The organism is Desulfomonile tiedjei (genome assembly GCA_016212925.1).
In the GTDB taxonomy this organism is placed as follows: Bacteria; Desulfobacterota; Desulfomonilia; order Desulfomonilales; family Desulfomonilaceae; genus JACRDF01.
In genome coordinates this window covers 1-15,521 of record JACRDF010000014.1, presented here as the reverse complement: position 1 = coordinate 15,521, position 15,521 = coordinate 1, and the positions used below count along the sequence as shown (strand labels likewise).

General features: G+C 54.3%; 10 protein-coding genes. 9 read left to right on the top strand and 1 reads right to left on the bottom strand.

The annotated features are described in order from the left end of the window. Positions 1 to 401 precede the first annotated feature (401 nt). From aprB to qmoC, 5 genes are all read left to right on the top strand, one after another. Positions 402 to 845, top strand: a complete 444-nt coding sequence (gene aprB / locus HY913_06925) for an adenylyl-sulfate reductase subunit beta (protein MBI4962989.1) — start codon at positions 402 to 404, stop codon at positions 843 to 845. 20 nt (positions 846 to 865) lie between these two features. Then, the gene (gene aprA / locus HY913_06920; protein ID MBI4962988.1) at positions 866 to 2,743 is read left to right on the top strand and encodes an adenylyl-sulfate reductase subunit alpha; all 1,878 of its coding nucleotides are present in this window, start codon (positions 866 to 868) and stop codon (positions 2,741 to 2,743) included. A 119-nt stretch (positions 2,744 to 2,862) separates the two neighbouring features. Beyond that, a complete protein-coding gene (locus HY913_06915) occupies positions 2,863 to 4,128 on the top strand; it encodes a CoB--CoM heterodisulfide reductase iron-sulfur subunit A family protein (GenBank protein MBI4962987.1) in 1,266 nt (421 codons plus the stop codon). 4 nt (positions 4,129 to 4,132) lie between these two features. Continuing rightward, positions 4,133 to 6,424, top strand: a complete 2,292-nt coding sequence (locus HY913_06910) for an FAD-dependent oxidoreductase (GenBank protein ID MBI4962986.1) — start codon at positions 4,133 to 4,135, stop codon at positions 6,422 to 6,424. A 12-nt stretch (positions 6,425 to 6,436) separates the two neighbouring features. Further along, positions 6,437 to 7,687 carry a quinone-interacting membrane-bound oxidoreductase complex subunit QmoC gene (gene qmoC, locus HY913_06905; GenBank protein MBI4962985.1) on the top strand — a complete coding sequence of 417 codons (1,251 nt, stop codon included), beginning with the start codon at positions 6,437 to 6,439 and terminating at the stop codon, positions 7,685 to 7,687. 201 nt (positions 7,688 to 7,888) lie between these two features. Here qmoC and HY913_06900 read toward each other — a convergent pair whose 3' ends face one another. Beyond that, entirely contained in the window at positions 7,889 to 8,122 is a 234-nt protein-coding gene (locus tag HY913_06900) for a hypothetical protein (protein ID MBI4962984.1), read from the bottom strand. A 529-nt stretch (positions 8,123 to 8,651) separates the two neighbouring features. Between HY913_06900 and HY913_06895 the strand changes: the two genes are divergently transcribed. The 4 genes from HY913_06895 to HY913_06880 all read left to right on the top strand — a co-directional run bounded on the left by HY913_06895 (position 8,652) and on the right by HY913_06880 (position 15,012). Next, entirely contained in the window at positions 8,652 to 9,944 is a 1,293-nt protein-coding gene (locus HY913_06895; protein ID MBI4962983.1) for an adenylosuccinate lyase, read from the top strand. Positions 9,945 to 10,021: 77 nt separating this feature from the next. Continuing rightward, positions 10,022 to 11,857, top strand: a complete 1,836-nt coding sequence (locus tag HY913_06890) for a L,D-transpeptidase family protein (GenBank protein MBI4962982.1) — start codon at positions 10,022 to 10,024, stop codon at positions 11,855 to 11,857. Continuing rightward, positions 11,772 to 12,905 carry a hypothetical protein gene (locus HY913_06885; GenBank protein MBI4962981.1) on the top strand — a complete coding sequence of 378 codons (1,134 nt, stop codon included), beginning with the start codon at positions 11,772 to 11,774 and terminating at the stop codon, positions 12,903 to 12,905. Before HY913_06890 ends, HY913_06885 begins: the two co-directional genes overlap by 86 nt. A 220-nt stretch (positions 12,906 to 13,125) precedes the next feature. Further along, positions 13,126 to 15,012, top strand: a complete 1,887-nt coding sequence (locus HY913_06880; protein ID MBI4962980.1) for a succinylglutamate desuccinylase/aspartoacylase family protein — start codon at positions 13,126 to 13,128, stop codon at positions 15,010 to 15,012. Positions 15,013 to 15,521: the final 509 nt, after the last annotated feature.

Sequence of the window (15,521 nt, the reverse complement as noted above, 5' to 3'; positions counted from 1 at the left end):
ACAATGCCTGAAACATTTGATTGAATCTGGTATTCTTATTGTTGCCTTGGCCACCTGGAGGCCGAGCCGGTAATCCGCTTTATAATTTCAGAATTCATAAGAAAAACCGCCATCATGGGTTAGGGATGGTCAAGGATCTGTTGGAAGGCGTATACGATCGCGGCCTTTGTCCGGGACCCGTTAAGATCCGGGAATCGTTTCGACATCGGGGAACGGAATTTGTGCAAGGAGCCGTCGCGTGTAATGCTGTTTCTATTTCATGCCGGCCTCAAACGGCTTTGGGGCTGAAGCTAGCATATACTTAGAAAGGAGGAGCCCAAAACACTATCGTCCGAAGACGCAGCGTGACGACAGAGTTTAATAACTCAACAAAAAGCTCAAACTAACTAGGAGGTTCGTTCATGCCAAGTTATGTAATCATGGAGAAATGCGATGGATGCAAGGGTCAAGACAAGACCGCTTGCATGTACATCTGCCCCAACGACCTGATGGTTCTGGACAAGGAGAAAATGAAAGCCTGGAATAGGGCTCCCGAAATGTGCTGGGAGTGCTATAACTGCGTGAAAATTTGCCCGCAGCAGGCGATAGATGTCCGGGGCTACGCGGACTTCGTCCCAATGGGCGCCTCGGTTGTGCCGCTGAGAGGTTCCGAAGACATCATGTGGACCGTCAAGTTCCGCAGCGGCATGGTCAAAAGGTTTAAGTTCCCCATCCGGACCACGGCTGAAGGTTCCGCGGTTCCCGATGGCGGCTTCGGCGAAGTGACCACCGACCTTGCAAGCCAGTGCCTGTATAATGAGCCCGCAGCTTTGAGGCTCAAAGAGCTGCCCACGGTCAAGAAGTAATCCTTTAGGAGGAAATAGATATGGCGAATTTCGAGACTGTCGAAGTAACCACCGACATTCTGTTATGTGGCGGCGGTATGTCTGCATGCGGCGCTGCTGTTGAGGCTTCTTATTGGGCCAACAAAAACGGTCTGAAGGTGACCCTGGTTGACAAGGCCGCCATGGATCGTTCAGGCGCCGTTGCTATGGGCCTTTCGGCCATCAACCAGTACGTAGATATCAACAGCGGAAACAACACCTGCGAAGACTACGTCAAGTACGTCCGCACCGACCTCATGGGCATCGCCCGTGAAGACCTGGTGTATGACATCGCTCGTCACGTGGATTCTTCCGTTCACCTGTTCGAAAAGTGGGGCCTCCCCATCTGGAAGGACGAGGCCGGAAATTACGTCCATGAGGGCCGCTGGCAGCTCATGATCAACGGCGAATCCTACAAGGTCATCGTGGCCGAAGCCGCGAAGAACGCTCTTACCAAACAGGGTGGAGAGTATTTCGAGCGTGTTTTCATCACCACCCCCATTATGGATGGTGATCGGATTGCCGGCGCGGTTGGATTCAGCACCCGCGAAGATAAATTCTATGTGTTCAAAGCCAAAGCCGTATTGGCGTCAATGGGCGGCGCGGTTCACGTGTTCAAGCCCAGAAGCACCGGTGAAGGTCTAGGCCGTGCATGGTATCCGCCCTGGAACTCCGGCTCCAGCCTTTACTTCACGCTGATTGCAGGCGCGGAGCAGACCTGCCAGGAAGTGCGTTTCATCCCGGTTCGTTTTAAGGACGGATACGGCCCGGTCGGCGCATGGTTCCTCCTGTTCAAGTCCCGTGCGACTAACGCATTCGGCGGCGAGTACATGGTGGAGCGCGCGGACGAGTTGAAGAACTGGGCGCCTTACGGCCTGGCGAAGCCGATCCCTGCCAACCTGCGTAACTACCTCGGCATGCTCGACGAGTTCGAAGGCAAAGGCCCGATCTACATGAGAACGGAAGAGGCCATCCAAAAAATCGCCGAGAAGTACAAGGACGACCCGAAAGAGTTCAAGAAGAAGATGAAGGAACTCGAGACCGAAGCTTGGGAAGACTTCCTCGATATGACCATCTCCCAGGCCATTCTCTGGGCCGGCACCAATGTCCAGCCCGAAGAGAAGTCTTCTGAAATCGCGGCTGCCGAGCCTTACTTCATCGGCTCGCACTCCGGCGCGTCCGGCGCCTGGGTCAGCGGCCCGAAAGACCTTGCTCCGCCCGAGTACTTCTGGGGCTACGAGTACATGTCCACTGTTAAGGGCTTGTTCTGCGCAGGTGACGCGTCCGGCGCTTCCAGCCACAAGTTCTCCTCGGGTTCCCACGCCGAGGGTCGTGCTGCCGGCAAGTCGATGGTCCGTTTCGTGCTCGATAACAACACCCAGCCCAATGTGGATGCAGCCAAGGTTGAAGAACTCAAGAAGAAGATTTTGCTACCGCTCGATATCTTCACCGAGTTTGCCGCCAAGTCCAGCGATCCTGACATCAACCCCGAGTTCATGAAGCCGAAGATGTTCATGTTCCGCCTGCAGAAGATCATGGACGAGTACGCGGCGGGTGTGACCGCAGGGTTCAAGACCAACAAGGCGAAGCTGGAAAGGTGTCTGGAACTGTTGGTTTGGCTGAAGGAAGACTCGGAGAAGCTGGCTGCCGAGAACCTGCACGAACTCATGAGATGCCATGAGAACATCCAGAGAATGTACCAGGCGGAAGTTCACGCCCGGACCATACTCTTCCGTGAAGAGACCCGTTGGCCCGGCTACTATTTCCGCAATGACTTCCCGAAGCTGGACGACGCCAACTGGAAGGTCTTCGCGAACTGCACCTACAAGAACGGTGAATGGCAGTTCATGAAGAGGCCTGTCCTTTCCATAATCGACTAATCAATTATCCGACAACTGAACTCCGGGCGCTCTGGTAGGGGCCCGGAGTTTTCTTCAAAGGATGAGGAAACGGGTTGAGGGGACAGTTTGTCCCCTCATATCCCTTTTAGGGAGGAAGCATGGCTGGAGAAAAGACCGTATTGGTCGTCGGAGGCGGCATTAGCGGAATCACGGCTGCGGTGGAGGCAGCGGAAGCCGGCTGCAAGGTAGTTCTGGTGGAGAGGCTGCCGTATCTTGGCGGTCGAGTAGCCCAATTGAATAAATACTTCCCGAAGCTGTGTCCTCCCACTTGCGGCCTGGAAATAAACTTCAAACGCATTCGAAAGAACCCCGACATTAGAGTCTATACCCTTGCGAACGTCGAGCAGATCAGCGGCGGTCCGGGGTCCTATACAGCGACCATCAAGGTCTCCCCGCGTTACGTGGAAGACCACACCGCTACAAGCAAATGCGTCGATGACTGCCCTGTAGAAATTACCAATCAATTCAATTACGGCATGGACAAGGTTAAGGCAGTTTGCCTGCCGTACGAAATGGCCTACCCCATGAGCCTGGTGGCTGACGGCGAGGCCCTGAAGAAAGCTGCGGGAACCGCGGAATACAAGGCATTCGTCGAATCGTGCAACGCCAAAGGAATTCGCATCGATCTGGATGCCAAGCCCGAAACCTTCGAGGTGCAAGTCAACTCGGTAGTCTGGGCTACCGGCTGGCAGCCATACGACGCCACGAAGCTGGACAAGCTGGGTTTCGGCAAATGCTCCAATGTCATCACCAACGTGATGATGGAAAGGCTGGCTTCTGTAAACGGACCGACAAAAGGGGCCATAGTCCGTCCCTCAGACGGTAAGAAAGTGAACAATGTCGCGTTCGTTCAATGCGCGGGTTCACGCGACAGAAATCACTTGCCCTACTGCTCTTCAATATGCTGCCTGGCCTCTCTGAAGCAGGCCACCTATTTGAGAGACTATAATCCCGATGCGCAGGCCCACATATTCTATATCGATCTGCGGGCGTACGGGCGCTTCGAGTTTTTCTACGACAGAGTAAGAAAAGACGAGAAGATCCTCCTGACCAAAGGAAAGATAGTCAATATAACCGAGGATCCCTCAACTAAAGACGTAATATTGGAAGGGGAAGACATCCTCTCCGGAAACAGAATTCGCCGTACATTCGATATGGCGGTCCTCGCCACTGGCATGCAGCCGAACACAATGGTGGAGAAGGTCCCGGCTCCGGGAGCGGTCTATGACGAGTTCGGTTTCCTGATCTCGGACGAAGGTATTCACGCAACCGGTGTGGCCAGGCGACCTATGGATGTGGGCACCTGTATGCAGGATGCAACCGGAGTTGCTTTGAAAGCCCTTCAGGATACGGTGCGGAGGTAAGTTCATGGATCACAAGATCGGAGTCTATATTGATACTGGTTACGGTATAGGTGAAGCCCTCGACATCGAGGCCCTTTCCAAAGTAGCCACAAGCGAGTTCAAAGCGGCTGTTTGCAAGGCCGAACCTTATTGGAGCGATCCGGATAAGCTCGCTATCATAAGGAACGATATAACGACCGAAGGACTTACCGCAGTAATTATCGCCGGGCCGTCTGCTAGAGTCTTCCAGGAAGAGTTCACTTTTCCGGGCGTGATAACCGAGAGGATAAGCCTTCGTGAACAAGTGGTCTGGTGTCATCCTGCCAACGACGAAGATACGCAGATGCTTGCCGAAGACTACATGCGCATGGGCATCACCAAGACGAGCAAGTACGAGGATCGACCGCCTTTCATGGAGGCCGTGGACAAAGGCATCCTCGTCATCGGCGGAGGGATCACCGGACTGACCGCGGCCTTGGAGTCCGCCGCCGCGGGGTACCAGGTTTACCTCGTGGAGAAAGAACCCCAACTAGGCGGATGGGCCAACAAGTTCCACAAGGTCTTCAACGGCAAGCCCCCGTACGACGAACTGGTGGACTCTCCTGTCCAAGAGAAGATCACAGCGGTCAACGCCAGCGACAAAATCAAGGTCTTTACAGGACACAGGGTGTTTAATATCTCCGGCGCTCCCGGCATGTTCGATGTGATGATCAGACCGGACGGACCGTGGATAGACAGCTTGGTGAAAGAACAGAACGAATGGCTGGCTGCCAAGAAAGCCAAAGAGGCTGTCGGAGACAAAGAGCCTGAGAAACCACAAGCCGCCAAGGAAGAAGCGCCCGCGGCTGAAGAAGCAGCGGTGCCTGAATCCGCGGAATTCCCTCATGAGGTGGTCCGTGTCGGAGCGGTAGTTATGGCCGCAGGATGGCGCCCGGAGGATGCCGAAGGCTTTGCAAAGATGGGCTATGGCCAGTACCCGGACGTCGTAACCAGCATTCAGATGGAGGAGCTTGCCGCTAAAGGTAAGATCACGAGGCCCTCCGATGGCAAACAGGTCAACAGCGTGGCGTTCATAGATTGCCCCAATCAAGAATCCGAGCATCCGCTGCTTTACTGCTCATCCGTGGCCTCTCTGGTTGCCCTCAAGCAGGCACAGTACGTGAGGAGAGCCAATCCGGACAGCAAGGCTTACATTTTCTACGAAAACATGAGGACGCCCGGACAGTACGAAAAATTCTACCAGACAATGCAAGACGAACCAGGCGTGTTCCTTTCAAAAGGAACGCCTGTCAGCGTGTCCAACGGGTCTTCGGGACTCACGGTTGAACTCAAGAACACGCTTTTGGGAGAAGACCTGCGGGTCAATGTGGACCTCGTGGTACTGAACGCCGGCATGGTCCCCGTGACTCAGGATTCGGCCGTGGTGAACCTGAAGTACCGCCAGGGGCCGTTCCTCCCGGAGAATCCATTCGGATTCAATGACTCTCACTTCATCTGTTTTCCCTATGAGACTCAGAGAACCGGAATCTACACCGCAGGGTGTGTCAAGCATCCCATGGACTTGCAGAGTTGCGAAATGGACGCGACAGGAGCGGCTCTCAAAGCCATTCAGTGCGCGGAGCTTGTGGCCCAGGGCAAGGCCGTTCACCCGCGGGCAGGGGACCAATCGTTCCCCGAGATCTTTACCACGCGGTGCACTCAGTGCAAGCGCTGCACCGAGGAATGCCCATTCGGGGCATACGACGAGAAACCGGACGGGACGCCTCTGCCGAATCCGACCAGGTGTAGACGTTGTGCCATTTGTATGGGTTCCTGCCCGGAGCGCATCATTTCCTTCAAGGACCATTCGGTGGACATGATAGGTTCCATGGTCAAGTCCATCGACGTTCCCGACGAGTATTCCGAGAAACCGCGGGTGGTAATATTCATTTGCGAGAACGATGCTTTTCCGGCCGTCGACATGGCGGGGATGAACCGGATTCAATACAGTCCCCATGTCAGGTTCATTCCGTTGAGGTGCCTGGGAAACATCAACATGGTCTGGATAGCGGACGCGCTTTCCAAAGGCATCGACGGCATCATGCTGATCGGATGCAAGTACGGCGACGATTATCAGTGCCACTTCGTGAAAGGGAGCGAGCTTGCCGAGTATCGAATGGGAAAGATTGCCGAGACTCTGCAACGTCTCGTCCTGGAACCGGAACGCATCCGTGTGCTCCAATTGGCTATAGACGAGTTCAATCAGCTGCCGGCCATGATTGATGACTTCATGGAATTGCTCTCCGGATTCGATCCCAACCCGTACAAAGGCTTTTAAGGAGGTTCACCGATGGCAAACGGTATAGTTGCCGAACCTGATCTTCAGTTCACCAAGGATCTAATAGCAGCCGGAGCCGGCGACCTGAAAAAGTGCTATCAATGCGCCACATGCTCGGTTGCTTGCCGTATAGCCCCGGACAATCGCCCTTACCCTCGAAAAGAGATGATTTGGGCCCAGTGGGGGCTAAAAGACCGGCTTCTCAACGATCCCGACGTGTGGTTGTGTCACCAGTGCAATGACTGCTCCACCCAATGTCCCCGTGGTGCATATCCCGCTGATGTTCTTAAAGCCGTGCGCAAGATGAACATACAGAACAATTCCTGGCCCTCGTTCCTGGGCAAGCTTGTGGGCGAGCCGTCGCTGTTTGTTCTTGCCGTAGGCATTCCTGTCGTGGTGGTTTTGTTCCTGGTTTATATCAGCGGGTGGACGTTTCCCGCAGGCCCTGTAAAATATTCAGCGCATCATCTTGATCCCCGCGACGGCTTCATTTGGGTGCGGGCGATTCAGGTGGTCTTTTCCCTCGCTATGCTGTTTGCCGTAGTGTCGCTGGTGTTTAGCCTCAAGAGTTATTGGAATGCTCTCGAGAAAAGCGCCTCGTCCGAGGCAGGCGGCGCTCGCAAGCCTTTTGTGCCCAGTCTCATTGACGCGTTGAAAGAGATCCTGCCGCACACAACCTTCAAAGACTGCGAAGCCAACAACATTCGATATGCATCGCATCTTCTCGTTTTCTGGGGGATGATAGGGCTGTTTATCACTACCGGCTTGGTGTTTCTCCAGGTGGACATTCTGGGAGAAATCTTCGGAATGAAGGAACTGATGAAACCGCCGTCTATGAACGGTCCCAACGCCATTCCGATCAAGATTCTCGGCAATGTGAGCGCTGTAGCGTTCGTGCTCGGACTGGGGATCATGCTGGTTAGAAGGCTGACGGCCCCTGAGCAGACGGGAAACAGTTCGTACTTCGACTGGTTTTTCCTCTTTACGATTTTCGGCACCGGAGTCACTGGCCTGCTGACCGAGCTGTTCCGGTGGGGAGGGTCAATAGGTGGGGCCTACGGCCTGTACACGGTACACCTGATGTTTGTGTTGGGCCTTCTGCTGTATCTTCCTTTCTCGAAGTTCGCCCATCTGGGTTATAGAACCGTTGCTATTGCCTGGGGCAAATCAGCAGGCAGGAACATGACAATTCCTGTGGCACCGAATTATGTTCCTCCAGCGCCGGCCGAGGCATCGGAATCCAAAAGCGAGGGCGCTGCGTAAAGGCTACAGGTAGTCCATAGGAAGCAATGAGGCCGCGAAACTGATGGTTATCGCGGCCTTTCCTTTTCCGCCGGACCTATGTGTTTCCGACAAAACGTTGTTACACTGCCCTTGCTCCAGCCCATCTTGCGAAACACTTACTGTAATAGAGCCGCGACAGCCCTCGACCTCTCAAAATAGGCATTGCCTCCGCACCATTCATTAGCACGAAATCCTTCTCTCAAATCTTTCCCAGAGTACCTCTGCGATATCATCGCCGATCTCAGCCCAGTCCTGGTTCGCGTTGCTCAAGTAGCGAGACAGGTCGTGGGTCCATTTGGATTTGTCGGATTCCATGAAATTGCGCAGGAAGTTACCGTACAACCCTTCGTACATATATGGCGTGACTCGCTCCATCTCTCTTACAACGTTTTCAGCTTTCTCAGTTCTCGCCATTAGTTCACCCTCCTTTTCTTGTCGGGAGAGCCTTTGAGAATTATCAGGCAACCTAACTTGGTCAACTATTTAGATGCTCTCATGAAGAACAAGGTTTCAAAAAAAGCAGGACCCCGGAATAAGTGGTGCCTTTGAGACCTTGTCACTTCCGCGGGGAAGGGTGAAGCATCAAATTGCCTCGAAGACGGGTCTTACGATGCTCTATGGCCTTCACTCTCGATTTGTTCGCTTAACTGAACGCTCATATGCCTCTAACTTTTAGATTTGCAAGACGTGTTCTGACATGATATGGTGGACTGTGGTTATCTGTGTGGGCTGAACATTTGGTTTTATACAATAAGGTGCAAGAAATTACAGTAGAATGCGAATCCGGGGAGCCTTGTGCAATGCAAGTGCGTGCTGCCGTTCGCTAACACTGCCGGTGAATCCGCAGAGCGGCAAATCGAGCCGGTCGGACGGCTTTGCATTACTTTGGCCACCGAGTCGGCGCTCGTGCTCCGCGGTAGGGGCTCTGAGAAAGGATTTACACTTGGTCCCACGATACACTCGTGCGGAAATGGGAAAAATCTGGGAACCCAGCAACCGTTACCGCAAGTGGCTGGATATAGAACTCGCCGTCTGTGAAGCTTGGGCCGACCGAGGGGTTATACCTCGAGAGAGCATGGAACGCATCAGGGCCAAAGCCGATTTCGATCCGAAGAGAATAGACGAAATCGAAGTAACCACTCGCCATGACGTGATTGCTTTTACCACGTCTGTGGCGGAATTCGTGGGCGAGGACTCTCGATTCATTCACAGAGGCCTCACATCCTATGACGTAGTAGATACGGCTCTGTGCCTGCTTCTCCAAGAGGCCGGCCGGCTGATCCGTGAAGGCCTTGTTTCGCTCATGGATGCGCTCAAGGAGCGGGCCCTGGAGCATCGCCACACTCCGATGGTAGGCCGCTCGCACGGTATCCACGCGGAGCCGATCACCTTCGGCCTGAAATTGGCCCTGTTCTACAGTGAGATGGGTCGGCATCTGATTCGATGGGATGAAGCCCTTGAGACAATCTCTGTGGGGAAGATCTCGGGGGCCGTGGGAACCTATGCTCATCTGGACCCTCAGATGGAAGAAGCCGTATTGGCCAAACTGGGCCTTAAGCCTGCTTCCGTATCGAGCCAGATCATTCAGCGGGACCGCCATGCGCAGTACTTTACGGCCCTGGCCCTGATGGCCTCGAGCCTGGAAAAGATCGCTGTGGAAATACGGCATCTCCAACGAACAGAGGTCGCGGAGGTGGAAGAGTTCTTCCACAAAGGGCAAAAGGGGTCATCCGCCATGCCTCACAAGCGGAACCCCGTGCTCACGGAGAACCTGAGCGGGTTGGCCAGGCTCATTAGAGGCTACGCGATGACTGCCATGGAGAATGTCCCGCTATGGCACGAACGGGACATCTCGCATTCCTCCGTGGAAAGGGTCATCGCGCCGGACGCCACCATCTTGGCTGATTTCATGCTTCATCGGCTTACGTCGGTGATACGCAACATGCTGATATACAAGGAAAAGATGATGGAAAACCTCCATTCAAGCCGAGGACTAATCTTTTCCGAGTCTATCCTGATCGGGTTGGTGGACAGAGGCCTTACGCGAGAAGAGGCTTACGCCCTGGTGCAGCGCAATGCAATGAAAGCGTGGGAAGAGAACCGGGATTTCAAGGGGCTCCTCCTGGAGGATGCGGAGATTCTGAAGCATCTGCCAATCAAGGAGATAGAAGCGGCTTTTGACATTGACCATGCGTTGAGGTGGGTGGACTCCATTTTTAATAGGGTTTTTAACTAAATCTTTCAAGATGTTGAATTCAAAAGTTAATGTAAAATCTCTTGACTTTTGGGTCAAGTACTTGTAAAGAAAAGCGTATGTTGTTGCTCAATTCCCAAAAATCGCTCCCTCAGGCTGGGCTGCTGGCAAAAATACTCCTGCCACTGACTGTATGCCTGACACTTTTCGGCTCTCCCGCAGCCGAATGCGGAGAACCTCTTTATCCTGTCGCTCTGATGAACTGGATGGTGGAAGGGTCTTTTCATGCTCTGATAGTCGACAAATCCCAGCAGAAGCTGACCGTCTGGAAGGTTAAAGACGGTGAGCCCACCATGGTCGAATCCTACAAATGTTCAACAGGCGAAAACGATGGCGACAAATGGGTAAGGGGGGATATGAGAACCCCGGAGGGGGTCTATTTCTTTTGCTCTGTCATTGACGGGCGCACGCTGCCTACCAAGTACGGTCTATGGGCTTTCACCACTGATTATCCGAATTTCGTTGACCGTCGTCGAGGCAAGAACGGTGATGGAATTTGGCTGCACGGCCGCGATAAGCCCCTGGGCCCCAAGCCCGATTCCAATGGTTGCATAGCGGTCGAGAATCAGGACCTGGTCAAGATCTCGCGGTTCGTAAGGCTACAGAGCACCCCGTTGATTGTCGTGGAAAAAATGCTGATGGCGCCCAGATCCCGCATCGTCGAACAGGAGCGGGAAGTGAGGGATTTCGTCGAACGGTGGCGACAAAGCTGGGAGACGCGAGATCTCGACGGGTACATGTCACGCTATTCCACTAATTTCCAAAGCTGTTGGTTGGACTACAACGGATGGAAGGAAAAGAAACGCAAGCTGAACAAGCGTTACTCGAAGATTCGTGTTCGGCTCGGCGCGGTGTATCTTTACAGGCAAAACGGGCTGATAACCGCGATCTTTACTCAGAATTACAGTTCCGACGGCTTCACGAGTTCGGGCATAAAAGTGCTGTACTTGACCCACAAAGGGAAATACGAGATCTACGTGGAGGATTACCATCAGCCGGTGGATGATCCTTTCCCGGCAGGGCCTCTTATCGCCAGAGCCGGCGGACAGCCGGGCTTGGGAACGGATGAGGGACAAGATTTCCGCATCCGCTTGGTTTCCACCGATGAGCCGGAGAACGGGAGTTACGAGGAGAACGAGACGCCGAGGCCGTCTGCTCCGTCAAAAGGGGTAGTATTGCACAGGTTGGCAGGGGCGACCACAAATGGTGAGTCAGTTCCGCCTCTGGAAGTAAACGAGAAATCCGCGGATGGCTCATTTCCCGAAAGGCTAATAGTCGCCAGCATGGTGCCCGCGTACAGCCCTGTTCCCGAGGCGGTACCTGAGCGCCGCAGGCATGTCCGGCAGGTGGTTGTGGCAGCGGAGCCGGTGAAACCAAAGCCGGAGGCCTCTGGCCCGTTAACGGTTAAGCCCGGCCAGATGTTGGACGGCAAACCAGCGACCGCAGAGCCCACCCCGCTGGTGGCGTCAGCCCCGAAGGAGAGTGGAGAAGCTGCGTCGCGGCCCTTTGGGATGGAAGCCTCGGCTGGGGATCCACAAACTCTCAAGGTATCGGAAAAAGAAGCGGTTTTCGGCTTTCTCAACAAGTGGAAGCTGGCCTGGGAGCAAAAGGATCTTGACAGGTACGTAAAAATGTATCATGCGGATTTCGGGCAGGATAAGGCAACCTATAAAACTTTCCTGCAAACGAAGAAGAGCTTCTTCCGAAAGTACCGCCAGATCCGAGTTGAGATGGACCGGGTGGAAATCAGGAAGGTTCAAGACCAACTAGTCATACGGTTTGTCCAGACCTTCCGGGGAGATGAATACAGTGACAAAGGTTGGAAACGCATGGTCTTGGCTGGCAGCAAAGATAAAGGGTTCCGAATCCTCTCTGAAGACTGGTCCCCCTTATAGGGAAATCCCTCCTATACCGGTACCCAAAGTCCGTTCCAAAGCCCGCTATTCCATTGTCATCATAAACGAGGCAGGCACCTCCCGTCAGATCGAACTGACCCCTCTTCGACTTAGAATAGGCGTTGTTGCCTTGGTGGGAGCGCTGGGCGTGGGAGCGGTTTTAGCCGGCCTGGGAGCCCGAGGGCTTGTCTCCGGCAATCAGGCCGAGATCAAGCAGGACAACGCTCTGGTTGAAAAAGTGAGGAGCCTCCAAGAAGAACTGAACAAAAAAGAACTCGCACTGGCGGTTCAAGAGAAGCGCCTCAAAGAAGCGCAGGAAACCCCTACGCTGGCGACCATACCTTCCAGGCTCTCGACAGAAGCTCCCTCAACCAGACGATCGGCAACCGGAAAGGATGCATTGCCGTCCGGTCAGGGGCCTCTGACGGCCCTCCAAGAGTCGGATGACACGGAAGCTCACGCGTCCACAGGGACTTCGGCCGGCGACGAGGTGTTTGAGGATTTGCAGAGCCCGGCGCCCGCGGAGCCCAAGTCCGGTCAATCCAAGGCTCTTTCATCTGCTGAGCCGACTCTCACAGCGCCTGCGGCTGACAGTGCCAAATTCCCTCCCATCAACTTCAACGCGCAGGCTGTTACAGCGACGACACTGGGTGACAGCAACGGAACGCTGAGCTTTAAGTTGGTCAAAGATCAGCCGGAGATACCGTTTTCAGGGTACCTGTTCGTCATTTTGGAAATGACCGGCCCGCGCGGGGAAAACAAGATCACGGTTTACCCTGAGCGTACTCGCATGGGAGACGGCGACTTGCCGACAAACTATAAGGACGGGGACAGCCTGAGCTTCAAATTCAATTCCAGGGTGGAACTGACTTACGGCGGAAGGCCGGGCGCACATCTGGAAAGAGTGTCGATCCTCCTCTATGGTGAAAACGGCAAGATAGTCTTTCAGAGAGGCTTTGATCGCGGGGAAGTAAAGATAACGGGCGCAAAAGGGTCTGCGATGGACGGGGCCCGAACTCGAGCGGGCGACAAGCGGCGCGCGCTGTAGAAAGATTTTCTGCGCGGAAAACACTGTGTGAACGCGACAGGGACTGATTCCGCGGGCACGAGGCGCCTAGGTCTGAAGGCCGGCTGTGCCGTTCCAGGGAGTTAACGGGTCCGGGCGGAAAACGACCACCGGCTCCGTTAATCTCTTGGAAAACAAATTGTGACTGGTGTTTCTTAACAGGAACCTGACGGGAGACCTTTGTCATTAAAAGGGGCTCCCGTTGATTTCGCAGTTCTACGATGCGGTTGGTGAAATGCGCAGGAGTCGTTTTATTCCGGTTGGTACCAGAAGACCGTTGCTGGCACTGTTGTGGGTGCTGTTATGGGGTCTCGCGATTCCAGCCGATCCGGCTAACTCAGAGACAACGCACAGGATCCATTTCCAAGGCACTGAGGCCGAACTTCACGTCTATACCATAACCGGCAACTCGCCCGGTCCCACGCTCTTGCTGCTCGGCGGCATTCAGGGCGACGAACCGGGAGGATACCTCGCCGCGGACCTGTACGCGGACCTTACCCTGAAAAAGGGTAACCTGATTGTAGTTCCCAGGGCCAATTTCCTTTCCATCGTGGAAAACAACAGAGGTGTCGAAGGCGACATGAACCGGAAGTTCGCGGGACCGCTCAAGGAGGCCGACCGGGACATTCGCGTGGTCGAGATCGTAAAAGAACTGATGAAGAAGAGTGATTTCTTCCTGAATCTGCACGACGGTTCCGGCTTTTATTCGCCCAAATGGGAATCACCGCTTCGCAACCCGATGAAGTTCGGCCAATCCATCATAGCTGACGAGGAGGAATACACCAGGCCGGACGGCAAAGTGCTCCGACTGGGTCAGATAGCTCGCCACGTCATTGAAAAGGTCAATTCTCAGATGTCCGTGAGGGACCATCTGTTTAAATTCAACAATCACCGAACTTTGAAGAACGATTCGTTACATAAGGAGCAGCGCCTCTCCGCGACTTTTCACGCATTGACCAAGGTGGGGATACCCGCGTTCGCGAGCGAGACTTCAAAGACCATCTCGGACTACCGTCTCAGGGTCCGCTATCAGAGTATGGTCATCAACGCCTTCTTGGATGAGGTCGGAATCATTCCCGATAACCCTAGAATGTACCTTGAAAACCCTACCTTGAAGTACCTCATAGTGTCAGTTAACGGCCGCACTCCCATCGTGGTGAACGGCCAGGACGTGCTCAAAGTTCAGCGCGGTGACAACCTCAAGCTGGTTCACATCGAGTCCAACTATTCACGTGGGCTGACTGCTCGTGTGAAAGGAGTGGGCACAAGCTTCAATGACCTGAACGAAGAGGTCAACATCACCGACAATACCGTTATTGAAGTGCGCAAAGACCGTTTTCTGATGGGGACGCTCCCCGTAGAGATCATAGCGGCAAAAAACCACTCCGCCGCGGGGGTGCACTTTGAGCCAAAGGTTCGCCATTTTTGCGTCAGGGTCAACGACAAGACTTTTATGATCGAACCCGGGGAAGAGCTGACCGTATTCCGAGGCGACTCCATTGTCCTCCTGGACCCTGTGACAAACCTGCCGGAAGACGACTTGAAAAGCGTGCGCATAGATTTACGAGGATTCCAGGCCGATTCATCGCCTTATCCTCAGGAAGATCGCGGCCACCAGATTAACACCGCCACGGACCTTCAGCAAAAATACGCCGGCACCAGGGGCTCACGGAGCATTTTCTCTTTGCAAGCGAAACTGAATAAGAAGGTCTTTGCCGAAAGCTACATCGCAGTCGCTGAACCCCGTTTGGAATACCTTGTGCTCGGTGAGTCAGGCGGTGGGAACTTTGTGGCCTACCCCGGCGACAAGCTCGAATTGCCCGCCAATATGCTGCTCAAGATCGTGGACATGAAGACTAACATACCGGAAAGCACTCGCCTATCCCTTACCATGGCAGGCCGAACCCTGAGATGGCAGCCAGGCTCCGCGGGTATTGATGCTTCAAAACTGGAACTCAACGAAATGCCGCTGGACATCACCCGTGCAGGAAAAAGCCTGGGCCGAATCTGGCTCAAACAAGGAAAAGAATTCCGACTCTCCTCCCGAGGTCGCCGATCCCATACCCCACTCCTACCAGTGCGTTATTAGGAAAGGGCAGGGTAGGTAGGAAGGTAGAAGGTAGAAGGTAGAAGAGAGAAGAGAGAAGAGAGAAGAGAGAAGAGAGAAGAGAGAAGAGAGAAGAAATTCCGGGGAGGACGTTTTTGCAAAAACGCCCTCCCCAGACCCCTCCCCAGACCCCTCCCCAAAAACTCCTGTGCTGGTCATTGCTTGCGCCTATGGCGCAAGCAATGACGCCATAGCAGTGCTCGAAAGTAATCACGGATTGACTTATACCAATGCGCTTTCGTCCAAGTGAAGATGGCGGGCATCCCGCGTCCCGCGGGACCGCCACCGCATTATGGTAGCGGCCGGCGTCCCTGCCGGCCATTCCTAATGTCACTTCGTTGAACGCGGACTGGTAGTGCGCCAGGCGCAGCTTGGCATCTCTTGCAGGGTGCGAGTCCCTGTCGGGTAAGGCCCAACCAGCCACCCGTATCGAGTGTTGCGGATACTAGGAGGATGCAATTTAGGGCAAACGAACGAAGTATCCGAAGCGT